This window comes from Treponema phagedenis (assembly GCF_008153345.1).
Taxonomy (GTDB): Bacteria; Spirochaetota; Spirochaetia; order Treponematales; family Treponemataceae; genus Treponema; species Treponema phagedenis.
On sequence record NZ_CP042818.1, the window covers coordinates 1,701,744 to 1,725,303 of the forward strand.

A 23,560-nucleotide genomic window follows, 5' to 3' on the forward strand; every position below is an offset into this window, starting at 1 on the left:
TGAGTTTTGACGTCCATGTCAAAACCAAACCTTGAGAGTTTTAAAGCTTTGCAAAGAGTTTTTATCTTAATGCCTGTATCTTAATCAAATTTATTTTATATAAAAAGAGCCCGACACGGCGCAACGGCGAACCTTGGAATTTCTACCTTTGGTTCGCCTATGAGTTTTAAAGCTTTAATTTTACAATTTTGTGCTGATGCTTTAAAACATCGTTTGGAATTGAGCAACGGTGTGTAAACTTACCACAGGCTTTCTGTAATTAAAACTGCACGGCGAAATATTTTTTAAAATGAAAATCCGTATTTTTTTGCGTGCACGGAATGAGGTAAAAAAAACAGCAGCCATTCAGTGGAGCCCCGGTGTTAGTTTTTTGCATTTATGACAAAACTATGTCAATAAGTTTAAACCTGAAATTTGAAAATAAGTCTTTTCTGTTTTAAACACCATTTTTATGAGTCGCGTTTATAAGTATTCAGCTCCGATAAATAAAAAGTAAATCCAAATACGAGAAAAACTTCACACGGCAACACGCATGAATATACGATTTTTATTCTTCATGCGTATAATTTGCTCGGGCTCTTACGCTCTTCTTGCAAAAAAGCCTTTTTTTCCGTATACTTGCCTGCATGCTTCGCTATACTCAAAATATTTTTAAGATAAAAAGCACAACGCTTTTACTGATACTTTCAATTTTTTCTCTGAGTCTTTCAGCTCTGCGCTATTTTTTTGCAAAAGATATTTTTCTTCTTTTTTTAATTTGGAATTTATTTTTGGCTTTTATCCCGTGGTTTTTTGCTTCAATCATATATGCGGGTAGGCCTAAACATAAGATAGTTATTGTAGTATTAATTTTGTTGTGGCTTTTATTTTTTCCGAATGCACCGTACATTCTCACCGATTTTATTCATTTAGGAAAAGGAAAACCGAAATTCTTTTGGTATGATTTTATTTTAATTCTTTCATACGGCTTTACAGGGCTCTTATATACCTTTGTCAGTTTGGATTTTATTAAAAAAATTATGTTGAGAGAATTTTCAGTTGAAGTTCCTTTTTTTGTCTCCGCGCTCTTACTGTATATTTCGGCATTCGGTATTTATCTTGGAAGATTTCTGCGGTGGAATTCTTGGGATGTATTTACAAAGCCGAATGATGTGCTTGCGGATGTTGCCTCAAGGGTTGTCAATCCTTTTTTTTATCCGGAAACGTGGTGGTTTACGCTTTTATTCGGGACACTCCTTTCTCTCATGTATTGGTCGTATCCGATTTTTTCTTATGACGAGTTCGGTAAAAAATAATTCATCATGTTATACCATTAAAAACAGGAAAAATAATGAACATCATTCTTTTTGAAAACAATGAGCTGAAAAATTTTTTACTGGTACTCAAAAAAAATGACCCGCGTTTTATACATATTAAAAAAATTTTAAAACTCGGTGTACATGATAGTTTTAAAGCGGGAATCATTGACGGGGAAAAGGGATTCGCGGAGATTATTCGCTTTGATGAAAAAGAGTTAATAGCAAGATTTAAACCGAATGAGAAAGGGCTTGCGCTTGCGCCGATAACATTAATTTTAGGATTTCCGCGGCCTATTCAGCTGCGGCGTATTTTACGCGATATCAGTGGCTTGGGCATTGCGGAACTTTGGCTTACGGGTACCGTACTCGGAGAAAAATCTTATATGCAGTCCGAGCTTGCACAAGAATCTGAAATACGCCGGCTTTTAATTGACGGTTGTTCACAAGCAGGACAAACAATTATCCCGAAAGTTTCCGGCTTTGATTCTCTTCGCTCTCTTTTTAAAACGAAAAGGGCGGAAGTTTCCGCAAAGAATAAAAAACTTTTATTTGATGTACTGAAAACATCAACCGCTCTTTCAGATATTAGTGTTTTTGATACAAGTGATTTTTTACTTGCGATAGGAAGTGAGCGAGGTTGGACGGAAGAAGAGCGGGAACTTTTTTATGAACAAAACTTTACCGCAGTTGGCATGGGCGCAAGAATCTTGCGTACGGAAACAGCCGTTTGTGCAGCATGCGCGGCAATTTTATCTAAAACAACGGTATGGAGTAAGAGATGAATCAAGATAGGGTAAAAGAAATTTTATTAGAGATAGAAGATACCGACCTTGACTTCTTCGTTATTTTTAGCGGGAAAAAAAGCATGAAAGTAAACGGTTTGTATAAAAGTGATACGCATGAAATTATTTTGCACAATAAAAATTTTAAAACGGACAATGAACTTTTGTATACCGCAATTCATGAATATACGCATCATAAACTTTGTGAGCTTGACAACGGCGCTCCGCAGGGAAAGGCTCACACCCAAAGGTTTTGGGCATGCTTTCATCGTCTTTTAGAGAAAGCTGAAGAAAAGCAACTGTATGCATTGATGCCTGAAGAACTTCCCGAACTCAACGAAATTACCGAAGAGATTCGCTCGGTAATTATGCTTGAAGACGGAAAACTGATGAAAGAGCTTGGCAGGCTTTTACAAAAGGCGCGCAGTTTATGTTCGCGTGCCGGTATCCGATTTGAGGACTATATTGACCGCGTGCTCTGTCTTCCGCGCCCTGCAGCAGTTGCAATAGAAAAAATTCACGCCTATGATTTAAATCCCGCACTCGGATATGAGGGAATGAAAATGGTTGCGGGTATTGCAAACCCGAGTAAGCGCGAAGCTGCAGAACGCATGTTGCTCGCAAAGCAAAGTCCTGCGATGACAAAAGAGAATTTAAAACCAAAGCAACAAGAAGAAGACCCGCGCAGAAAACTTGAAAAAGAAAAAAGACGCTTGGAAAAAACAATTAAAAGTTTAGCTGAACGGCTTGCAATCGTAAACGAAATCCTTGAGAAAATCGGTATTTCCTCTTTTATTATCTGCGTTTTGTTTTTCTCTTTTTATAAATAAGTTTCTCTGTATCGGAAAATCTTGTATCATATTTGTGGACGAGCGCCGTGGTTTTTTGTTATACTTTTGATCATGTATATGGAGTAGAACAATCTTTTGTAACTAACTTCCTGTTATACAAATCGGAGTGCCAACAATAATAGCCTTGCGGATTTTAGCACTCCTATGGTAAATTGCTCACCGTTGCGTTGTGTCGGGCTCTTTTTATAACAGGAAGCTTTAAAACTCGCAGGTTCGGTTTTGACAAGAACGTCAAAACTCAGAACCGCCACGGATGGCGGTGGTTCCACGCAGAAATGAGTTTTAAAACTACCTCTTTTTTATGATAGGAGTTTTTAAACTCATAGGTTAGTTTTTGACACGGACGTCAAAAACTAAACCGTTGTGTCTGGCTCTCTTTTTTATAAAATTTTTTTACGGTTCGTAAAAATATATTAAAAAACGCTACCGTAGTTTTGCGGTTGGAGTGTTTAATGTGTTTATTAGTGAGTTTAGGAAAATGATTAATTTTTGCATAACGCTAAGTTATAAAAAACGCAACTATTGCCAAAACAATCTTATTGCAATCGATTCTTTTGTTTTCGCATTATGTTTTTATCTTTTTTTAAGCATAGCCCCCTGCGCTGCTGAAAATACAACGCCGTCATTTCCGGATATGCCTGCGATTCCCGAAATCAGAATACGGCAGGGGGTTCCGATGCCGCCTTCACCGCCTGTTCCTCCAAAGCCCGCGCCGATTCAACAACCTGCTGAACAAAAGGGATCTAAGCCAAAAGCGGCAGCGTCTCAAGGACTTTCGGCAAAAACGCTTTCTTCACTTTTGCAAGGAAGCGGTAACATGCATTTACTTCAGAACTTACTCGACAGAGGAAAACAGCAGGAACGTGGAGAAGCGTCATTAGAAAAAATTCTTGCAGCTTTGGAAAACCTGAATGAAAATAAATCATCTAAGTCTTCCGGCGTAAATCAAAACAAGGAAAATACGGAATCGAAAAAAGAATTTGCGGTACAAAGTTTAAGCGAAACGGTTGCACAGATACAAAAAGGTCCTGCTGCTGATCTGATACGTTTTAAACTGAACGGAAAAGATATCACAAAAGAATTTGTCTTTACACTTTGCTCAAAAAAAGGTAATGACGAAAGTTTTTTATTTTCCGCTGATAGAAAATTTATTGCCGGCAATGTTGAACTACAGGAAACACTTTATCTTCTTTTCAAAAAAAAATCAGAGGCAAGTTATGTAGCGGAAGCTGAGCTCATCCAAAGCCAAAATAATCCCAATTCATTTTTAGCTCGTTTTAAGAAACTCAGTCCGTTGCAATTTAAAAAATCAGGTAACATGCTTTTCTGGAGCGATAAAGATTCCTCCGTTACCGGCGAGCTCTTATTTAATGTACGGTAAGCAATTGTTTAAAAAGTATAGGATCAAAAAATTTTAAGTGCCGCCAGCTTCGCTTAAGGATGCGCATGCACCGCGTGTAGCGACATCCGATACTCGTTTTTGCTTTGAAGAACGCCGCGTTGTGAGCAATGAGTATATTATTCGATATGAAAATAGATTTTTCCAAATAACAAAAGCAAATAAAAAACTTCCGAGACCGAAAACAGCAATTACAGTACGGAAACTTTTGGATGGAACAATACGATTGATATGGGATAACATTAAACTTAATTTTATCGAACTTACTAATAAACCACGCAAGGAGGTCGCCAAAGCTCATTTCCGCATAATGAAAAGGGGACATTTTTATAGTGCCTTGACAGTCTTCTTTAAAAGCTCTTGTCTTAATCCATAAAATATAGTATTTTATAGCGTGAAGTGCTCGAGCAATTGGGACCCTTCGGATTTTTAATTTATGAACAATGAGATAAAAATATTTTTTAATAAGAATGATAACTATTTTATTAAAACTTCCGAACAGCCGATAAAAACACTTTCTTCACAGCAAAAAGCATTGCTTAATCGGCAGGGAAATAAACTTTTTAATGAAGGTAAGTTAAAAGAAGCTGAGAGAATATATCTTACAACAGGGTATTCAGACGGTTTAAGCAGAATTGGAGATACATATCTCAAAGCAAATCAAAAACTTACTGCTTTAAAATTTTACTATCTTGCGGGAAATTTTTCAAAAGCAGAGCCTCTCATTGATGATATCACAAAGCTAATTAAACTACTCGTTAAGGATTAAAAGAGGTGTATATGACAGACATATCGGAACAAAACAATATTGATCAAACGCTTGAATTTTCCTCTGAACCAGGTTTAAATTTGGATGATGATTCCAAAGAAGATTCTAAAGCGGAGCAAATTGCGCAGCTTTCAAAAGAGGGTTATGCATTATTAAAAATAGAGGACACGGACAAGGCTATTGAAGAATTTAAAAAAATTCTTGAGCTGGAAGAGCATAATAATTATGCATTGGTTGGTCTTGGCGATGCCGCTCGAAAAAAAGAAAATTGCAAAGAAGCAATAGAGTATTATACTGAATGCCTTACGTATCATCCCGGAAATAATTATGCATTGTTCGGGCTTGCGGACTGCTATAAGAGTCTCAATCAATATGCAAAGGCTATTCAAATTTGGGAGCAGTATCTTTTACACGATGATACCAATATAACAGTGCTGACTCGTATTGCGGATGCCTACAGAAAAACACATGATTTTCAAAACTCAAAACGTTTATATACAAAGGTATTGGCTATTGAAAAAAATAATCCGTATGCGCTGATCGGCTTAGGGCATCTTCACTATGATTTTAAAAAATATAAAGAAGCGCTTTTTTACTGGCAAAAAGTAGTGGATACAAATCCTGAGAATATTGATATTCGCGTACTCACCTCTATCGGAAATTGTTATCGTAAAATGAAACTCTTTGACAAGGGCGCCATGTATTTTGAAAAAACGCTGGAAAAAGATCCTAAGAATTTTTACGGACTTTTTGGATTGGCGGACTGTTATCGCGGACTTGGGCAGCAGGAAAAATCAATTAAATACTGGGCGGCTATTCTTGAAAAAGATCCTAAAAACAAAGTTATTCTTACCAGAGTTGGCGACGCATATCGGCATATCGGTATGTATGATAAAGCGGAAGAAACATATCAAAAAGCATTAGATATTGATTATGATTCGTATGCAACACTCGGACTTGCAATTTTACGCAAGATTCAAGGAAAGTATGCTGAGGCAATTACCGCGCTTGATCGCTTGCTGCAAAATGATAAAAAAAATTATCGTATTTATTTAGAGCTTGCCGATTGCTACAAGCAGATAGGGCAACGGCATAAAGCGGTTGAAATTTTAAAAAGCTTCCAACAATACGGTATTAAAAATCAATCGATTACCGACACTTTGAATGAACTTGCAGAAGGATAGTCTGTCAATTCGGCATTCACCGGATAATTTTTTGACAGGACTTTTACCGGAAGAGATTTATCGCGTATGTGCGCTGCCGCAAAAATTTCAAGGCGAGCAGATTTTCCGCTGGATAGCTTCAGGGGTTGAAAGTTTTGCCGAAATGACAAACCTTTCCCTCTCTGAGCGGGAACGACTTGCGAACTCGGCGGTAATACGCGGCAGCAAGCTTGCAGTCATCTTAAAGGATCCCGACGGCACGATAAAACTCGGCATAGATTTATACGATTCCCAGCGGGTGGAAACAGTTCTACTTATTGACAGAGCGGGTAGAAAAACAGCATGTGTTTCCTGCCAGGTTGGGTGTCCGATGTCCTGTTCTTTTTGTCAAACAGGGCAATTAGGGTTTACACGCAATTTAACGGCGGCAGAAATTGTCGAGCAATTTTTACATCTTGAAAAAATTGCCGGTAAACTTGATAACATCGTCTTCATGGGAATGGGAGAGCCGATGCTTAATTTACCTGCAATCCGAAAAGCTATTGCCGTGCTTACCCACAAAAAGGGCAGAGCGCTTTCACCAAGAAGAATTACCCTTTCAACATCCGGCATTTGTAAAGGCATTTACGAACTCGGTTCTTTAGGACCAGATATTCGGCTTGCCGTTTCTTTAACAACGGCAAATACCGCCTTACGCACAAAACTGATGCCGATAACCAAGCAAAACAGCCTTGAGGACTTAAAAAAAGCAATCGCATTTTTTAATGAAAAAACAAAAAAACGGGTTACCCTTGAACTTGCCTTAATGCGGGGAATAAACACCGCACCGTCCTTTGCGCGGGAAGTAATAGAATTCTCAAAAGGACTCAATGTGCACATCAACTTGATCCCATGGAATCCGGTAGAATCCTTAGACTATGCCTCACCAACCGAAAAAGAACTCATAGGTTTTGAAAGCCTTTTACGCAAAGCCGGTATTCCCGTTACATTAAGACATCGAAGAGGCAAAACTATCTGCGGCGCTTGCGGGCAATTGGGTAAAAAAAATAATGCAAAAAACTCCCCATCGTAAAAACGAGTCCGACATGGCACAACGGCGAGCAATGTACCATAGGCATAAAAATGTTCCGGCGGGATATTGTGTGTGCCTTATAGCTGACGTGCAGCACACTGGGCAAATCTAAGAACTGCAAAACCCTTAAAAAAATTATCAAGTTTTTTCTTTGCATGCCGATGATAGTACAGAGGAGTGGCATTACTATGGAACCGAATGCAATGATCGAAAATTTAACAAGTATTTTGAATTGTCAAATCGAAACAATCACAAAGCTTACCGATGTACAGCAAAAAATGTATGCGCAGGTGCGCAGCCGTTCATGGGAGGGAATTGAAGGCTTTGTTGCACGTGCGGAAAACCTTGCAAGAGAGTTTTCAACCCTCGATAAACAGTGTTTTCTTGCGCTACAAAAAATAAATCCGTATAGCGATGAGCCGGTTGATTTTGAAACTTTCATTGCGCAGTGTACGAAAGAGGATGCCGCCGAATTGCGGAAGCTTTATGCGGATTTAAAACGAAAAGTGTTCCGATCCAAAATAGAAAATGATGTCTTCAATACGTATGTTGGTCATGCACGATCCTTAATGGAAGGTATGGTTGACGCGGTTATTACGGAAAATAAAACCGCCTTTTACACAAACACCGGAGCTCCCACTTCCGCTCCGGCAGGCAGCTTTTTGATTGATAAGAGTTTTTAAGTCGGTAAAAAGTTTTTAGCACTATCAAGGAGGATAGTATGTCAACGTTTGCTTCAATAGAGTTAGGAAAACGCAGTTTATTTGCACACAAACAGTCGGTTCAAACCGCAGGCCATAATGTGGCGAACTCATCAACGCCCGGATATACTCGACAGCGGGTAAATCTTGATGCTTTTGAGCCTTTGTACCGCCCCGATTTGTCCCGTGCCGAAACTCCCGGTCAGATAGGGCAGGGCGTAACCATCGGTTCCATTGTGCGTTTGCGCGATGAACTTTTGGATCAGCGCATTGTCGGGCAAAGTTATGATTACGGGTATTGGAATACCCGCGATCCGTATGTCCAATTATTAGAGCAGGTGTATAATGAGCCCGACAGCACTTCGGTTCGCACTCGAATGGATCAGTTTTGGGATTCATGGCAAGAACTTTCGGTGTATCCCGAATCTGCTGCGGCACGGCAGGCGGTTATTACCCGCGGACAAACACTCACCGATGCAATTCACCATCAATATCGCGGCTTAAAGGGCATTCAGGACATGGTAAACGGCGATATTGAAGCAACGGTTAAGCAGATCAATGATCTAACCGCAAAAATTGCCGCCTTAAATGAAGAAATCGTAAAATCAAAGGCAATGGGAGATAATCCCAATGATTTAATGGATAAACGAGATGTGTATGTGGAAAAGCTTGCCAATCTTATTGATATTTCGGTTGACAAACGGGATATTGATGAAACCTATGTAATTCATACCGCAGGATTGGAGCTTGTACAAGGCAAAACGCATAAGACGTTCGGCTTGGTAAGCGGAACCGAAAATGACGGCTACGCAAATGTTATCTGGGATGATTCAAAAGAGCGTGCCCATTTCGCAAGCGGAAAACTTGCTTCGTTAATTGAATTGCGTGACGGCGATATTCGGGATGAAATCCGCAAACTCGATACAATGACCATGAACTTTGTCGATCTGGTAAACGATGTACATAAAAATGCGATGGGGTTAAACGGAAAAACCGGAATAGATTTTTTTAAAGAGCAGTATTTTATCAATAATATTGACGGCAATTTTGACAGAAACGGAGACGGCGAATACGATTCATCATATATTTTCAGAATTACCGGCGCTCATCCCCTTGATCCGCGCCAGCAAATAGGATTGGAAGGCAGTATCACGCTTTCCGCCGCAGACGGTACGGTTGAAGTACCCTATTATTTAACAGATATGGTAAGCGATCTGGTGGCAAGAATTAACCAGGCAAATGCGGAAGTTGTTGCCTATCTTGATCAGAACAATCAATTAGTCTTAAAAGGCACAACCTCGGCAAATCCCGATAATCCGGATTTTGTTATTCGGTATGTAGAAGATTCCGGCAGATTCCTTGCAGGGTATGCGGGAGTGCTGGCTCAAAGCGGGGCGGCCGGCGCGTATAACTGGGAGCAGGCAAATGCGATTGCCGCACTTGCCCCCGAAGGTGCACAGCATGCGGTTTCGCCGATTGCGCATCCTTCCGGCTGGATGGAAATAAACCCCGAGGTTAAAACCGACATTCAAAACATTGCGGCAGGCTATCCGGGGCCGGAAGGCGTTCCCTATGCAGGAGATAACCGGGCTGCATTGGCGGTGGCAAAGCTGCGCAACTCACCGGTGATGGTGGGCGACAAACGCACCTTTGACGACTTTTTTGCGGAAGCGGTAACCGCAATCGGGCTTAAGGGAGAGCAATCGCAGCTTGCCCTTGAAACGCAAACGGCAATTTTAAAAGAACTCACCGATATGCGCGATGCCGTTTCAGGCGTGAATATTGACGAAGAACTTTCGGATATTATCAAATTCCAGCACGGATATAATGCATCTGCCCGCTTTATTGCTACGGTAAATGAAATGCTTGATACTATCATCAATCGAATGGGCGTGTAAACGTGTATAAAATAAAATCCACAAGGAGGCGGATATGAAACGAATTAGCTCAAATATGCAGCACACCGACGGAAATTACGCACTGCGAAATCAGGAAAGCCGATTGCATCGGGTGAATAATCAAATAGCAAGCCAGCGAAAAATTCAGCAATTGCGGGATGACCCGCTTGCCGCAGGACATTCGGTGCGCTATAAATCCTATTTGGCGCGCCTTGACCGGTTTGAAAAAAACACTCAAACCTTACACGATCAGTATAAAATCAGCGAAGGCTATATGCAAAGCTCCCTGAATGCAATGCAGCGGCTGCGCGAACTTGCCGTTGCCAGCGCAAACGGAACGCTCACCCCCGATGACATGAAAAAAATGGCTCCGGAGGTTGATGAGCTTTTAAAAGAGTTAGTACAAAACGGCAATGCGGTTGGCCCCGACGGTGTACGCGTATTCAGCGGTACCAAAAGCTTTACCGAACCCTTTGAGGTAGTAATGGGCGATATTGAAGGGGCAGGATCTGCAATGATTATGCAGGTACGCTATAACGGCTCCATAGACCCGAAAGAAGTAGAAACCGATGAGCTTTCCTACCTTGACGCAAACATGGCGGGAAACAAAGTATTCTGGGCGGAAAAACAATCTCTTTTGTCCGAAACCGATGCGCGTAATTTTGTCGTACAAAACGACACCTCAATCGAAGTTGATGGGCTTAGCATCCCGCTTATTGCAGGTGATAACGTATACTCAATCATTTCCAAAATAAATGATTCGGGGGCTGCGGTAAAAGCATACCTTGATCCGGTAACAAACGGATTAAATATCGAAACAACCGATGCCCGGCAAATCTGGCTGCGCGACGGCGAAAACGGTAACGTACTTTCGACTCTCGGTTTAATAAAAGAAAGACAACGCCCGCCCTATAACCTTGCAAACTCGGTGCGTGTTTCAGGCGGCTCCCTTTTTGATGCGGCAATCGCAATGCGGAACGCACTTTTAACCGGCGATCAGGAATCTTTAGGCGGCAAAATTCTCGGCAGCATAGACAGCGGCATTGACAACCTTTCCGCCCGCATGGCGGAAACAGGCTCCCGCTACGAGCGCTCGGAGGCAATTCTTGCCCGTTTAAACACGCAGATTCCGAATGTTACTGCTGCGGAAGCCCGCGAAGCGGATTTAGACTTAACCAAAGCAATTACCGATCTGAAAATGTTTGAATACACTCATCAGGCCACCCTCAGCACCATCGGTAATTTATACAAAGATACTCTTTTGAACTATCTGCGTTAAGGAGCGATAAAACTTACATATGGAACTGAAAACAAAAACACTCGGCACGGTACATATAGAAGAAGATCAGATTATCACGCTTGATCAGGGCTTTTACGGTTTTGAAAATTATCACCGGTTTGCCCTGATTGATGCGGAGCAGCCGCCCTTTATCAGAGTGCAGTCTATCGACAATCCCGATCTTTCGTTTATTGCTATTGACCCCTTTCTTTTCCGCGCTGATTATGAGGTAGACATTGATGACAGCTTATTGGCCCCATTGGGAATTGAATCCCCCACCGATGTACTGATCTTTGCCTTAGTTACTATTCCCCGTGACGGCTCGGCTGTTACCGCTAATTTACAGGGGCCGCTTATTATCAACAAAAAAAACAAAAAAGCAATGCAGGCAGTGGTAAGCGGCGATAAATGGACAACAAAACATGATATTGTAGCGGAACTGTCAAAAAAGAGAGGTTCGTCATGCTAATCCTTTCTCGTAAACCAAACCAAAAAATACTTATCGGTGAAAACATAGAACTTACCATTATCGAAATACGCGGAGATCAGGTAAAAATTGGCGTAGAAGCACCGCGCAATGTCAAAGTATTCCGCCAAGAAGTGTACGAGGAAATACAGCGCGAAAACAGGGCAGCATCAAATACCGGCAGTCTGGTTACCCTCCCAAAACTGGAAATTTGATCAGTAGTGTAATGTTTTGTAACTGAGTTACTGTTGTGCAGAAAGAAGCATTGGCAGAAGGTTGGTGGATTTAAGCATTACTATGGTAAATTGCCCACCGTTGCGTTGTGTCGGGCTCTTTTTATAACAGGAAGCTTTTAAACTCGCAAGGCATAATTTTACCATGGACGGCAAAATCAGATTGAATTATTAAAAAACACTATAGCAGTGTAGGTTCAAAAAAACTTTTACAAAAATGCCTTGGCGCTTGAAATATCTGCGTTCAAGGCATTTTTATATTGTAGATGGTAAAAACGTCTTACGGAACGGGCTCTAAAAAAGAAGTGTTAGAAAAAATACCCGTTTTTATCAAAGTCGGTAAGGGAATCCGTTTCGGTAATGGGGCGAATCACACGGCAAGGGTTTCCGGCAGCAAGGACATTAGCGGGAATACTTTTTACCACTACGCTGCCGCCGCCGATTATCGTGTTATTGCCGATTGTAACGCCGGGCATAACGCGCACGCCGCCTCCTATCCATACATTGTCGCCGACAATAATCGGATATGCGTATTCCAAACCTTGATTTCTGCGTGCAACATCCATCGGATGCCCTGCCGTGTAGAAACCGCAATCGGGGGCAATAAATACATTGTCTCCGAAAATAACCTTTCCCGCATCAAGAATTGTGCAATTAAAGTTTGAGTAAAAATTTTCACCCACTTCGATATTATAGCCGTAATCACACCAAAAAGGACTCATTATGGTAAAGTTGCGGCAGGTTTTTCCGAACAGCTTTTGTATTAACGCCTTCCGCTCTTCTTTTTGAGTAGGTAAAAGCAGATTATACGCATGGCAGAGTTCATTACTCCGCAAACGGTCGGCAATTAATGCAGCATCGCCTGCGGGATCATATAAGATATTGCGCAGCATTTTTTCTTTTTCAGTCATCGTATGTGCTCCGAGTGTTTTTATTTGAGAATACACTAATCTATAGCCGGTGTTTTTTGCTTAGCTAAGAAAAAAATCATGGCGGTTTATGTTTTGAATTCGGTGCATAGCATCCCGATACTCGGATACGCCTTGCTCCCTAAAGAGAATACGGATAAAATTTTCTTTTAAAGCTTCCGCATCAATCACAAGCGGCACATAGGCATTTTTATCGCACAAGTCAGCATCAAAATCAACAATGGTTTGCCCTCGTGCTATTTCGCTGTCGCATACGCACTGCAGATTTACATGCGGAATATTTTTGCAAAGTTCAGGGGTATGCGCAAAAAGCACAGTAATAAGATCGTGAATAATAACACCGAGGGTTTTGCCGATTTCCCAGTTATATTTTATATAGGTGGGAAGAATGGCCGAAATAAATTCCGCCTCTTTTGTTTTTTGGTTTGTAATAAAACTGAGATAATTCATATCCATAAAACATGCGGCGGTGAGTTCAAGCCCTATCATAAAGATATCGGTAAAGGCGCCCAATTTTTGGCAAACTGTTTGGACAGCAAGCGGGTCATGCCAATAATTAAACTCCGCAACCGGCGTTACATTACCGCGATACACGCTGCCGCCCATGCTGTAAATAGCTTTTATCTTTTTCATTGTTTCAATGTCCTGCTCTATACAAAGGGCAAGGTTGGTAAGCGGCCCCAAGGCGATAATCTCAAGCTCATCAGGATATTTTTTTGCGGATTCAAGAATAAAATCAACCGCAGGCGTTTTTTGTAAAAGGGTCGAATCTATCGGCGGATTATACTCCCCCAATCCGTTGGAGCCGTGTATGAGGCCTTCGGGAACTTTCCGTACATAATCGGGACTGATCGGCTGCAAAGAAGCGGCTGCCCCTTTAAAAACAGGCGTATTTTTTCCGATAAAGGCGGAAAGCCGCAGCGCATTATCGGTTGTGCATTCAATGCCCTTATTTCCGCCCACCGAACAAATACCGAGCAATTCAAATTCGGGAATCATGGCTGCGGCAATAATTGCAACCGCATCATCAATGCCGGGGTCGGTGTCAATAATAATTTTACGCGTTTTCATAGCTCTGCCTCTTCTTAATAGAATGTTTCCAGCATAAAAGGAAAACACTGCTTTGTCAATAAATTGATATATCTGGTTTTAATCCGAGAAAATTTTATACTCGATAAGGTTTGCTCACTTGTTCCTTTCCTACCGTACGTGACTGACTTTTGCAGACAGAACAGAGAGCGGTTTACCCTTATAGGGGTGAGGTGTTCATACTTAATGAGTGTGAGTGCCGGATATTCGGGAACGGTGTATTCATCCGGAAATAAGTTTTAGTAGGACAATTTGCAAAGCTTTAAAACTCGTGGTTTTGTTAATAAAACAAGATTCGATAGGGCAGGGGTGGCAGCCCTTTATTTTTGCGGAAACTAGAATTATTCTTTTAACGCATCTCTTGCAAGCGATTTTAAAACAAAACTATTTGTAAGGCTTTAAAACACGTAGGTTAGTTTTTAATTTTAATATCGCTGGAATTTTGTTAGTCCTGCGGTGGAAAGGTAACAGCGAGGTGTTTAAAGCCTATAGACTTTTTTCCTGCTCTTAGTTACCATAAGGTATAAACTATATACTAATTTTTTAGAGGTACGGTATGACTATTACAGATACAATGTTGAAGACTTTTCAGGATCAATTTGATTCAAATCCGGTCAACGAAGCGATTGCCTGTGCAGTCGGCAGGGTAGGACTGGAAGATGCCTGTTTTAATAATGAGGTGCGGGCGCTGCATAATCATTATTTTTCTGATGAAACTGCGCGCGGCGAAATTACTAATCAAAAAATGAGCGGAAGATGTTGGATGTTTGCATCGCTGAATGCGGCACGAGTTTTAACGATGAAAAAGCTCAATATTGAAACAATTGAATTTTCGCAAAACTATACGCTCTTTTGGGATAAGCTTGAAAAAGCAAATTATTTTTTGGAAAGTATTTTGGAGACATTGGATGAGCCCTTGAACGGAAGGCTTGTGGCGCATCTTTTGCAAAATCCGATGCAGGACGGCGGGCAGTGGGATATGTTTTCAGGTTTGCTTGCAAAGTACGGGGTTGTGCCGAAAGATGTGATGCCCGAAACGTTTCATTCGTCAAATACGCGGACGCTTGTGCCTTTTTTAACACGATGCTTGCGCAAGTATGCGCAGGTTTTGCGCAGTGCGCATCAGGAAGGAAAGGGCTTAGATGCGTTACGCGGGATCAAAGAGGAATGTTTATCAAATATTTATGCAATATTGGTAAAGGCGCTCGGCAAACCGCCGCAGAGCTTTGATTTTATGTATCGGGATAAAGATAAGGTTTTTCATAAAATTGAGAATATCACGCCGCAGCAGTTTTTTAAGGAGTATATCGGTTGGAATCTTGATGAAAAAATAAGTTTGATTAATGCTCCTACAAAGGATAAGCCCTACGGGCATGCTTATACGGTGCGATTCCTCGGAACCGTAAAAGAAGCTAAACCTATTCATTATATCAATGTGCCGATTGAGGTGCTGAAGTCCGCCGCTCAAAAGTCCATACAGGAAGGTATTCCGGTTTGGTTCGGCTGTGATATGGGACAGATGGTTGCGCGGAAAGACGGCATTATGGATTTAGAGGTGTTTAACTATAATGCGGTTCGCGGTTTTTTACCCGAGTTTGATAAGGCTCAGCGGCTTGACTACGGAGAAAGCCTTTTAACGCATGCAATGGTATTAACCGGTTTTGACAAAGGCTCCGATGATACGGTGCTCAAATGGCAGGTTGAAAACTCTTGGGGAGATGAAAGCGGAAAAAAAGGTATGTTCTCGATGAGCAATGCGTGGTTTGACGAATACGTGTACCAGATTATGATCGACAAAAAATTTGTAGCCCAAGAATGGCTTGCCGCCTTGGATAAACCGCTTATTGAATTAGAGCCATGGGATCCGATGGGTGCCCTTGCCATGATGCAGTAAAATTTGCTTTGCAGTTTTTGAAGAAAAGATGGCAAAAATTTGTTTTGACATCCGTGTCAAAAACTAATCCCTGAGGTTTGAAAACTCCTATCATAGAAAGAGTCAGACACAACAGTTTAGTTTTTAACGTCCATGTCAAAAACTAAACCACGAGTTTTAAAAGCACTTGGAAAAGGTTTGTGCTTTTAAAACATCATTTCTGTTTGGAACCACTGCCATCCGTGGCGGTTCTGAGTTTTTGACATCCTTGTCAAAACCAAACCTTGCGAGTTTTAAAGCTTTGTAATCTGTCCTGCTTTAAAACGTCGCTGCTGCGTGGAACCACCGCCGTCCGTGGCGGTTCTGAGTTTTGCGTCCATGTCAAAACCAAACCTGCGATGTTTTAAAGCTTTGCAATCTGTCTTGCTTTAAAACATCGCTGCTGTTTGGAACCACGGGCGTCCATGCCCGTTCTGACTCTGCCGTCCGTCGCAGTACTGAATGTAATTTTGGTGTTCTTGCTTACAGTGGCTGCGAGTTTAAAAGCTTCAATTTTATAATTTACTGTTGATGCTTTAAAACATCGTTTGGAATTTGGCAACGGTGGGTAATTTACCATAGAAATGCTTAAATCCGCAGTCTCTTATTGTTGATACTCCGATTTTTATAACAGGAAGTTAATTACAAAACGTTATACTAGACTGGACCGCACTCGAGTATGAAAACAGAAAACCGGCTCAACGGAATAAATGATTTTCCAGATGAGCCGGTTAGTATGTATCATAGCGCTCTGCTAAACCGATTTTCGTTTTTTAAGCGCGAGGGTAGCTTAGAATTTTACCGATAAGCCTAACTTTGCATTAAAGCTGTTGGTAAACACATCGCTTACTTTCACTTTTTCGTTTTTGTCGGGCTTTATTTCTATCTCTCCCCATGAAATTTTTTTGCTATTTGCAAGGGTTAGGAAATATATAGTATCTGCAAGCCCCGCATAAATACCGACATTTTTTGTGAAATAGTAATGTGCAAGAATATTCGCACCGAGTCCCATCATGGCATTGGTATTGGTATACTTAACTTGTCCGAAGTCCAGTTTACCAATTTTACCAAAATTAAGAGCTCGTTCAGTTCTTACAACATTCACACCCAGTCCGCCGCCTACATAAAGGTTAAAAGGTGAGGTATTAAAAAAATTATAACCGGCACCTATTTGACCGTCCATAATAAAGGCACCTTTTTCTAATATTCGCTTTTTGTTTTCTTCTTCAAATGCACTTTCCCAAGTTTTTGTAGGAAATGCAAACTGCACAAACCCATAGACAATGTTTCCGTGAATATCAACAGCAAAAGCGGGCGCGTTCATTTTAACGCTGCTGCCGGCATTTATTTTTTCTTTTAAGGCTTTACCTGCTTCTGAGAGAGTCTCGCCAGCTGCTTCCCAATTGGTTTCACCCTTTTCTTTGGCACGCGAATACACATTGGTAAAAGCCGGTCCAACAGAAATTGAAACTTCCGCAGCAAGCAAACTTGCGCAAAAAAGCGCACTTGTAATTAATAAAATCTTTTTCATCGAAGAACCTCCTTAGTATTACATACTAGCTTCTGCAAGGGAAACAGTGGATATCGGACGATGTTACAGTTTTTATTAAAACAAAATATTTGATTTAATACGAAAGAGAACTTGAGGTTTTTTCATTAAAAGGGTAACATAGGGGACTATGAACCTTTTACCTAAATATCCTGTTTTTGAGCCGATTTCGTTAGAAATGATGGAAGAAATAACGCCTCATTTAGTGGTACTTCCCGATGGTATTTCCGAATTCACTTTTGTAGGTTTGTACTTATTCAGAAATACCTATGCATACAAGGTTTCTCAAAAAGATGATCTTATTATTATTTCAGGTTCACAAGATGGTAAAACTTTTTTCATTACTCCATGTTGTTCCGGCAGCTCTGAATTAATTTCAGAGCTTTTTCAAACACATGATTATTGGAAGCTTATTTCCGAGAGTTTTATACAAAACAATCCGCAAATTTTTACACATTTAAATTTTGAATTGCGTGAAGACAGAGATAACTTTGATTACATATATTTACGTACCGACTTGGCAACTCTTTCCGGTAAGAAATTTCACAAAAAAAAGAATCATGTTAATGCGTTTCAGCTTGCATATCCCGAGTTTGAATTGAGAGCGCTTACCTCCGACACAAAAAAAGATGCTATTGAGGTTCTTGATTATTGGGCATCCAAACAAGAAAACCCTGAAAAAACGGATTATTATGCGGCAAAAGAGGCTTTAGAACTTCTGGAACATTTTAAGATGAAAGGTAGTGTTTTATATGTAAAAAATACACCTATTGCCTGGTGCTTAGCAGAGCCGATTGCTTCAGGTAAAATGGTTGCTGTTCATTTTGAAAAAGCTCGCACGGATTTTCGAGGTGCGTATCAATATATTAACTATGCTTTTGCGCAGTCTTTATCTGAAAATTTTGAGTTTATTAATCGAGAGCAGGATCTTGGGGATGAGGGAATGCGCCAAGCAAAAATGTCATATCGTCCTTGCGGGTTTGTAAAAAAATATAAGATTGAAAAAAGGTAGAAGATGAAACTGGTTAGTACAAGAAATACGAATAACAAGGTTTCTTTTCTTCAGGCACTGTTGTCCTGTATGCCTGAAGACGGCGGCTTGTATGTTCCTTATGAAGAGCAGGATTTACGCTCTTGGATATTGCATTTGGATGAAAACTCTTCTTTCAGCAATGTAGCCGGCAGTTTAACCGCGGCGCTGCTAAAAGAAGAACTGAGCCCTGCGGTATCTGAAAGAATTGCGGATTCCGCTTTTAAGGATTACGCTCCTCGATTACGCCAGCTTGATGACGGGTTGTTCCAACTTGAGCTTTTTCACGGGCCTACCGGTTCTCATCGAGATTTTGGGCTTTTATGGCTGGCATCCACACTTGAACATGTTTTAACCATGCAGGGAAAAACAGCTACCGTTTTGACTCCCAGCATGGGAAAGGGAGGAAGAAGCGTTGCCGCCGCCTTCGGAAATAAAAAAAGGCTGAAAGCTATTGTCATTTATCCGCGCGGTTATGCAAAAGGATATGATGAAAAATTTACAATGCAGAAAGGAGGTTCAATCTATCCGGTAGAAATGGATGGCAGTTATGCGGAAATAGAAAGACTGGTTCGGGAAGTATATCAGGATAGGGAGTTAGTTTCAAAGTATAATTTAACACTTGCAAACACAATAAATATCGGCAGGATTATTCCGCAAACGTTTTTTTATCCTTTTGCTTTTACGCGGATAAAAAAACGTTCATCCGGTAATATATATTACGCAATCCCGTCAGGTAATTACGGAAATATTACAGCCGGATTGTATGCATGGAAATTTCGGCTGCCGGTAAGCGGATTTATTACCGATGCAACGGCCTCACTTACATCTGATGTACACGGTTTTTGTGTATGTTTGGATTCTATGATACCGCTTGCTGAAAGAGGCCCTGCAGATCCCGCAACTCCCTCAAATATTGAAAGACTTGAACAAGTTTTTTCTATAAGTCCCGCTTTAATGCGCAGCTTTTTGTTTCCTGTTCATGTAAATCATGAACGAATAAACGAAATTATTGGCACAGTTTATCATAAATATGGTATAATGTTTGATAGCCAAACAGCAACGGTGTATGAGGCGGCTTTAAAAAGCAATAGAATTTCACAAAAAGGAGCGGAAACGTTAGTGCTTATTTCTAAAGATCATCCCGCTTTTGAAAGTGAACGATTGCGGGCTGCTTGCGGAGAAGCGCCCATCATACCCGAACGACTTAAAAATATGGATGTCCCGATAAAAGACGTGCATTTAATTAACGGTAAGAAAGAAGAAATTCTTCAAATACTACAAACTATTACGGAATGAGGTGAATCATGGCTTATAAATTGAATGGAGCAAAATTTCCCACGCTTGAAGAGCTTGTTGAGGCTCTCTATCCGTTATATGCGGATAAAATGAGTGAAGAAGAGTTTAAAAAATATGCGGAAGAAAACGCCGAACAAAGCTGAATTTTGCTTGCTAAACTAAACAGAAAAACTGCCAATATGATATTCGGCAGTTTTCCTGTTTTTCCCTATGTGTTTTTTATTTGTTTTTTTACCGATTCTTGCTTTGCAGGCTCCGTTTTTTTGGTGCAGGAAATAATTCAAGAAAGTCTTCAGTCTTATACTTTGATTTAGCTAAAGCCTCTTCAATCTTTTTACCTGCTGAATAAATACGGTTTATTTCTTGTTCTGTAACTTTTTTATCCGATTCGGATAAAGACAATATTCTTTTAATTCCCAGTATACTGAAAAACTTTTCCGCTCGTTCTTTATGGAACCAACTTATGCCGTCCCAGTTGTGTAAGCCGAGTAAGCTTTGCGTTTCTTTATCGGAAAAAGCCGAGTGTATCAGCTCCCCGAGTAAATCATCGGTATCGCTTATTCTTGCATTGAGCGGCAATAAACTTGCTTTCATCAGCTCTAAGGTTTCTAACGATATATCCGTGCTAAAACCGTATTCACTAAGTATTTCTTGAATCTTGTCATCAAGGCGCCAAAGATTTATTAATTCTTTACCTTTGGCTTCTTTTTGCATAACTTGCATGATATCGGCAATAGTATAAAATACAAGCCCGCCGGCAAATGCTAAAAGAGAGTTTTCCGTTTCAATGATGCTGGACATTTTTTCACTGAAAAATTCTTTTTGCACTTTTGTAAATCGTATTTTTGTCGGGAATCGTTTTTCTGCCAATAAAAGAAAATAATGCAAGCGCTGCTTAAATATATCCCATACAAGTGCAACATCAAAACCTTTTTCTACACTGATTTCCGGATCTATAGTTTGTACATATTCGTTAATAAACGGGATTGCCGCGGCAAGGAATGCTTCCATAGGAATTTGCAAACTTTCAATAAAATCCTGCAAAGCGGTATTTCGCTTGGCAACCGTCATTTTTGATGAAATCAAGGATTTTATTGCGTGAAAGAAGTCTTTTGTAATAAGTTTTTTAAGCGCTGCATACAAATCTTTGTAATGGATATTATTTATTCCCATAGAAACATCGGCAATTCCCTTGCCTTCAAGCGAATCATAGAGCATGCGGTAATGCCCGTAAGCGTTATCTTGTACTTGGTGAATATCCAAAAATACTTGACATTGAAAACCGTCAAGCTGCGCAAAAAAACCTTGATCAATTAACTCACGGTTTGTTCTGATATACCATAAACCTGAGCGCTGTTCTTTTAAGAGTGTGAAATAATCATTTTGATTTGTCAGACATAAACCTTCTGCAAGCTCTTTTTGTACAAGATACTTATTTCCGTTTGAATCTTTTGCCGCAAATGCAGCGGAAGTTTTTATCCACCCGGATGCTCGATCATATTTATTATTATATAAGATAAGAGAAACATCTTTTCCCGCATAATTTGACCACGCAAATACGTTTTCATTTACCCGACCGTCACTCCAAAAATCGTATAATAAGAAATGTTCAACGCCGGAAAACTGAGCACGCCGCTTCATCAGAGGGAAAATTTCTCTTCGGTGCCGTTCTACAAGTCCTTCATTGACCTTTTCATCGTAATACGCGCGCTGATACTCCATGCCGTATTTTTCTTCAAAACCCTCAATCTGTCCGTGTCCGAACATGGGAAGTCCCGGCATTGCAACCATCATAGTACAAACCCCGAAGTATTTATCTCCATTGCCAAATTGCGCAACTGCGGTTTCTTCATCAGGATTATTCATAAAATTAACATACCGTTTTAATACTTCAGGATCAAACTCCATGGTATTCTTAATGGTTAACCGGTATTTTGCGTTATCTTCTTTTTTGAGCATGTTCATAAATGCAGAGTTATATACGCGATGCATACCGAGCGTTCTGACAAAATATCCTTCCATCATCCAAAAGGCTTCCGCCAGTAAAAGAGTATCAGGAATTTCATGGGCAATTCTATCCACTACTTCTCGCCAAAATTCTTCGGGGATTCGCTTTTCAAATTCTTCAATAGACATGGCATATTGAGACCTGCTTGCAATATCGCCGCCATGTCCCGGTTGAGGATACCAGAGCCTTCGAATATGCTTTTTTGCCAATACCATCGCAGCATCAAAACGGATAATTGGAAAATTGCGCGCTACATGCAGTATTTTTTGCATTACCTCTTCTCGTGCTTGAGGATTTAAAAAATCTATTTGAGCGGTATCGTTCCAAGGTAGTCCGGTTCCGTCATTTCCGTGATAGATATAACGAACATCTCCGGTATAATGATCAACCCGCTTAAACACCACGGCACAGTCAGTTTTTGAATAATAGTGATTTTCAAGATAAATACCGACCCTTCCGTCATGAGAGAGGTTTTCGCCATCATAATTATATCCCGGAAAAGGATTGTCTCGTCGCTGAATGAATAAATCAGGTTTTTCTACCACCCACCGAGAATCAAGCCCTGTGTGATTAGGTACCATATCGGCTGCAAGCTTAACTCCGCGTTGCCAAGCTCTGTCCCGTAAATTCTCCAGCGCTTGCCAACCGCCCAGACTTTCTGCAATTTCATAATCGTCAAGGCTGTATGCACTGGAAGCCGCTTCAGGATTTCCGCATATCTGCTTAATGCGAGCGCTTGCAGGAGAACGCTCCCAGATTCCGATAAGCCAGAGTGCATTAAAGCCCGCTTTCGCTAAAAATTCAATTTCCTCATTTGGGATTTGGTCAAGCCGACTGATATCTCTTTGATATTTTTTGCTTAGCTGATCAAGCCATACCAAAGTACTTTTTGCAATCATAATGACATTCGGCATCCATTCTTGATCGGGACTAAAGCGCTCATATTCTTTACTAAGATTTTCAAATCTGTATGCTTCCATGTCGGGACTTCCGCCACCGATGCCGCCTTGCCAGCCTGCTTTTTCTTCTTCAGCAATAAGATCTATTCCCTGTAAAAGCAGTTTAAGCCAATCGCCGAGTAGTTCCGCCCAATGGTTTTTGATATACTCAAGCTGACCGCGCAGACTATACGGGGCATATTCTACCGGAGTTTTTAATAATGAGATAAGATCCTTTTGCTCGGGACCAAAAGGCGGGTTTGCAGCTGACCATTGTTTAAATGCTTTCCAGAATATCTTATAACCTTTATGCTTTGCCAATTTTTTATCGTTAAAAAGAGGAAAGAAAGGGGCGCATGCAGGATTTTCATTTGCAAGTTTAAGCAAAAGGAGCTCTTCCAATGCGAGATATTTATTATCGATGCCGGATGCCGGATCTTTTTGCGCCAACCATTCTTGAACGGTGGTCTGTTCATGGTAGACTGCTTGCGGAGGAAACTCCGTGCAAAAAGATTCCAATAAACTATCCAGGCTCGGCTTTTTATCTTTTTCCAGGGCTTGTTGAATAAAGACATAGGCATCGATAAAGAAAGTTTCTTTTTTATCATGCCGATAAAGCCTACAAACATAATGGAAAATCTCGTCAATTAGCCCCATTGCATTGAGTAAACCGGACTTCAAGTACCGGCTGTCATCCACCGGCAAACCGAAACCTCCGTTTTTTAGCGTCTCATTATATATATGCACAAAATTATGCAGATCGGAGATTTTTCGTAAAAATACATTACCAGTAGATGCGAAGATACTTTTATCAAAATTACATTTTTTACGTACTTCTTTTGCAATATGAAATTCCATAAATTGATAAAAACTATTCATCTTCGCCTCCTATAGC

The 23,560-nt window shown here is 40.6% G+C and carries 20 protein-coding genes; 16 read left to right on the plus strand and 4 right to left on the minus strand.

The window, feature by feature from the left end; genetic code table 11:
- Positions 1 to 626 precede the first annotated feature (626 nt).
- From FUT79_RS07510 to csrA, 12 genes are all read left to right on the plus strand, one after another.
- Positions 627 to 1,295, plus strand: a complete 669-nt coding sequence (locus tag FUT79_RS07510) for a DUF1361 domain-containing protein (protein ID WP_024752571.1) — start codon at positions 627 to 629, stop codon at positions 1,293 to 1,295.
- A 35-nt stretch (positions 1,296 to 1,330) separates the two neighbouring features.
- Complete coding sequence (locus FUT79_RS07515) at positions 1,331 to 2,080, plus strand: 16S rRNA (uracil(1498)-N(3))-methyltransferase (RefSeq protein WP_024752572.1); 750 nt, start codon at positions 1,331 to 1,333, stop codon at positions 2,078 to 2,080.
- Positions 2,077 to 2,910, plus strand: a complete 834-nt coding sequence (locus tag FUT79_RS07520; RefSeq protein WP_039943546.1) for a hypothetical protein — start codon at positions 2,077 to 2,079, stop codon at positions 2,908 to 2,910. The genes FUT79_RS07515 and FUT79_RS07520 overlap by 4 nt, the downstream gene beginning before the upstream one ends.
- Positions 2,911 to 3,409: 499 nt before the next feature.
- Positions 3,410 to 4,312, plus strand: a complete 903-nt coding sequence (locus tag FUT79_RS07525; protein ID WP_039943549.1) for a hypothetical protein — start codon at positions 3,410 to 3,412, stop codon at positions 4,310 to 4,312.
- Positions 4,313 to 4,766: 454 nt separating this feature from the next.
- Positions 4,767 to 5,099, plus strand: a complete 333-nt coding sequence (locus FUT79_RS07530; RefSeq protein WP_004266491.1) for a hypothetical protein — start codon at positions 4,767 to 4,769, stop codon at positions 5,097 to 5,099.
- An 11-nt stretch (positions 5,100 to 5,110) separates the two neighbouring features.
- Entirely contained in the window at positions 5,111 to 6,283 is a 1,173-nt protein-coding gene (locus FUT79_RS07535) for a tetratricopeptide repeat protein (protein ID WP_004266492.1), read from the plus strand.
- Positions 6,264 to 7,334: a dual-specificity RNA methyltransferase RlmN gene (gene rlmN, locus FUT79_RS07540; RefSeq protein WP_044634542.1), complete on the plus strand. Its 1,071-nt coding sequence runs from the start codon at positions 6,264 to 6,266 to the stop codon at positions 7,332 to 7,334. Before FUT79_RS07535 ends, rlmN begins: the two co-directional genes overlap by 20 nt.
- 188 nt (positions 7,335 to 7,522) lie before the next feature.
- A complete protein-coding gene (gene flgN / locus FUT79_RS07545; RefSeq protein ID WP_024752575.1) occupies positions 7,523 to 8,017 on the plus strand; it encodes a flagellar export chaperone FlgN in 495 nt (164 codons plus the stop codon).
- Positions 8,018 to 8,055: 38 nt separating this feature from the next.
- A complete protein-coding gene (gene flgK, locus FUT79_RS07550) occupies positions 8,056 to 9,933 on the plus strand; it encodes a flagellar hook-associated protein FlgK (RefSeq protein WP_024752576.1) in 1,878 nt (625 codons plus the stop codon).
- A gap of 34 nt (positions 9,934 to 9,967) precedes the next feature.
- A complete protein-coding gene (locus FUT79_RS07555) occupies positions 9,968 to 11,212 on the plus strand; it encodes a flagellar hook-associated protein 3 (protein WP_024752577.1) in 1,245 nt (414 codons plus the stop codon).
- 19 nt (positions 11,213 to 11,231) lie between these two features.
- Positions 11,232 to 11,681: a flagellar assembly protein FliW gene (locus FUT79_RS07560; RefSeq protein WP_004266498.1), complete on the plus strand. Its 450-nt coding sequence runs from the start codon at positions 11,232 to 11,234 to the stop codon at positions 11,679 to 11,681.
- Positions 11,675 to 11,893 (plus strand): carbon storage regulator CsrA, encoded by a 219-nt coding sequence (gene csrA, locus FUT79_RS07565; RefSeq protein ID WP_004266499.1) that lies wholly within the window; start codon positions 11,675 to 11,677, stop codon positions 11,891 to 11,893. The genes FUT79_RS07560 and csrA overlap by 7 nt, the downstream gene beginning before the upstream one ends.
- 326 nt (positions 11,894 to 12,219) lie before the next feature.
- Here the strand turns inward: csrA and FUT79_RS07570 are convergent, their stop codons facing one another.
- Both FUT79_RS07570 and FUT79_RS07575 read right to left on the minus strand, forming a co-directional pair.
- Complete coding sequence (locus FUT79_RS07570; protein ID WP_004266502.1) at positions 12,220 to 12,822, minus strand: sugar O-acetyltransferase; 603 nt, start codon at positions 12,820 to 12,822, stop codon at positions 12,220 to 12,222.
- 60 nt (positions 12,823 to 12,882) lie between these two features.
- Positions 12,883 to 13,911 (minus strand): nucleoside hydrolase, encoded by a 1,029-nt coding sequence (locus FUT79_RS07575; RefSeq protein ID WP_024752578.1) that lies wholly within the window; start codon positions 13,909 to 13,911, stop codon positions 12,883 to 12,885.
- A gap of 574 nt (positions 13,912 to 14,485) precedes the next feature.
- Between FUT79_RS07575 and FUT79_RS07580 the strand changes: the two genes are divergently transcribed.
- The gene (locus FUT79_RS07580) at positions 14,486 to 15,823 is read left to right on the plus strand and encodes a C1 family peptidase (protein ID WP_148884046.1); all 1,338 of its coding nucleotides are present in this window, start codon (positions 14,486 to 14,488) and stop codon (positions 15,821 to 15,823) included.
- Positions 15,824 to 16,631: 808 nt separating this feature from the next.
- On the opposite strand, the gene FUT79_RS07590 is transcribed toward FUT79_RS07580, so the two are convergent.
- Complete coding sequence (locus FUT79_RS07590) at positions 16,632 to 17,372, minus strand: DUF2715 domain-containing protein (protein WP_148889461.1); 741 nt, start codon at positions 17,370 to 17,372, stop codon at positions 16,632 to 16,634.
- A gap of 148 nt (positions 17,373 to 17,520) precedes the next feature.
- On the opposite strand from FUT79_RS07590, the gene FUT79_RS07595 reads away from it, so the two are divergent.
- From FUT79_RS07595 to FUT79_RS15750, 3 genes are read left to right on the plus strand one after another with little or no spacing between them, the layout of a single operon-like run.
- Positions 17,521 to 18,402: a DUF2156 domain-containing protein gene (locus FUT79_RS07595; RefSeq protein ID WP_004266510.1), complete on the plus strand. Its 882-nt coding sequence runs from the start codon at positions 17,521 to 17,523 to the stop codon at positions 18,400 to 18,402.
- A gap of 3 nt (positions 18,403 to 18,405) precedes the next feature.
- Entirely contained in the window at positions 18,406 to 19,719 is a 1,314-nt protein-coding gene (locus FUT79_RS07600; protein ID WP_024752581.1) for a pyridoxal-phosphate dependent enzyme, read from the plus strand.
- Between the two features lie 8 nt (positions 19,720 to 19,727).
- On the plus strand, positions 19,728 to 19,862 hold the full coding sequence (locus FUT79_RS15750; RefSeq protein ID WP_004266512.1) for a hypothetical protein: 135 nt from the start codon (positions 19,728 to 19,730) through the stop codon (positions 19,860 to 19,862).
- An 88-nt stretch (positions 19,863 to 19,950) separates the two neighbouring features.
- Here FUT79_RS15750 and FUT79_RS07610 read toward each other — a convergent pair whose 3' ends face one another.
- Positions 19,951 to 23,544 carry an alpha-amylase family glycosyl hydrolase gene (locus tag FUT79_RS07610; RefSeq protein ID WP_148878956.1) on the minus strand — a complete coding sequence of 1,198 codons (3,594 nt, stop codon included), beginning with the start codon at positions 23,542 to 23,544 and terminating at the stop codon, positions 19,951 to 19,953.
- Positions 23,545 to 23,560 lie beyond the last annotated feature (16 nt).

What these genes read in the sequence shown, in the direction of transcription:
- FUT79_RS07610 (WP_148878956.1), bottom strand. Translation starts at nt 23,544, where the DNA reads ATGAATAGTTTTTATCAATTTATGGAATTTCATATTGCAAAAGAAGTA.
- FUT79_RS07590 (WP_148889461.1), bottom strand. Translation starts at nt 17,372, where the DNA reads ATGAAAAAGATTTTATTAATTACAAGTGCGCTTTTTTGCGCAAGTTTG.
- rlmN (WP_044634542.1), top strand. Translation starts at nt 6,264, where the DNA reads ATGAACTTGCAGAAGGATAGTCTGTCAATTCGGCATTCACCGGATAAT.
- FUT79_RS07535 (WP_004266492.1), top strand. Translation starts at nt 5,111, where the DNA reads ATGACAGACATATCGGAACAAAACAATATTGATCAAACGCTTGAATTT.
- FUT79_RS07530 (WP_004266491.1), top strand. Translation starts at nt 4,767, where the DNA reads ATGAACAATGAGATAAAAATATTTTTTAATAAGAATGATAACTATTTT.
- FUT79_RS07580 (WP_148884046.1), top strand. Translation starts at nt 14,486, where the DNA reads ATGACTATTACAGATACAATGTTGAAGACTTTTCAGGATCAATTTGAT.
- FUT79_RS15750 (WP_004266512.1), top strand. Translation starts at nt 19,728, where the DNA reads ATGGCTTATAAATTGAATGGAGCAAAATTTCCCACGCTTGAAGAGCTT.
- FUT79_RS07575 (WP_024752578.1), bottom strand. Translation starts at nt 13,911, where the DNA reads ATGAAAACGCGTAAAATTATTATTGACACCGACCCCGGCATTGATGAT.
- FUT79_RS07510 (WP_024752571.1), top strand. Translation starts at nt 627, where the DNA reads ATGCTTCGCTATACTCAAAATATTTTTAAGATAAAAAGCACAACGCTT.
- FUT79_RS07555 (WP_024752577.1), top strand. Translation starts at nt 9,968, where the DNA reads ATGAAACGAATTAGCTCAAATATGCAGCACACCGACGGAAATTACGCA.
- FUT79_RS07560 (WP_004266498.1), top strand. Translation starts at nt 11,232, where the DNA reads ATGGAACTGAAAACAAAAACACTCGGCACGGTACATATAGAAGAAGAT.
- flgN (WP_024752575.1), top strand. Translation starts at nt 7,523, where the DNA reads ATGGAACCGAATGCAATGATCGAAAATTTAACAAGTATTTTGAATTGT.
- flgK (WP_024752576.1), top strand. Translation starts at nt 8,056, where the DNA reads ATGTCAACGTTTGCTTCAATAGAGTTAGGAAAACGCAGTTTATTTGCA.
- FUT79_RS07525 (WP_039943549.1), top strand. Translation starts at nt 3,410, where the DNA reads ATGATTAATTTTTGCATAACGCTAAGTTATAAAAAACGCAACTATTGC.
- FUT79_RS07600 (WP_024752581.1), top strand. Translation starts at nt 18,406, where the DNA reads ATGAAACTGGTTAGTACAAGAAATACGAATAACAAGGTTTCTTTTCTT.
- FUT79_RS07595 (WP_004266510.1), top strand. Translation starts at nt 17,521, where the DNA reads ATGAACCTTTTACCTAAATATCCTGTTTTTGAGCCGATTTCGTTAGAA.
- FUT79_RS07570 (WP_004266502.1), bottom strand. Translation starts at nt 12,822, where the DNA reads ATGACTGAAAAAGAAAAAATGCTGCGCAATATCTTATATGATCCCGCA.
- FUT79_RS07515 (WP_024752572.1), top strand. Translation starts at nt 1,331, where the DNA reads ATGAACATCATTCTTTTTGAAAACAATGAGCTGAAAAATTTTTTACTG.
- csrA (WP_004266499.1), top strand. Translation starts at nt 11,675, where the DNA reads ATGCTAATCCTTTCTCGTAAACCAAACCAAAAAATACTTATCGGTGAA.
- FUT79_RS07520 (WP_039943546.1), top strand. Translation starts at nt 2,077, where the DNA reads ATGAATCAAGATAGGGTAAAAGAAATTTTATTAGAGATAGAAGATACC.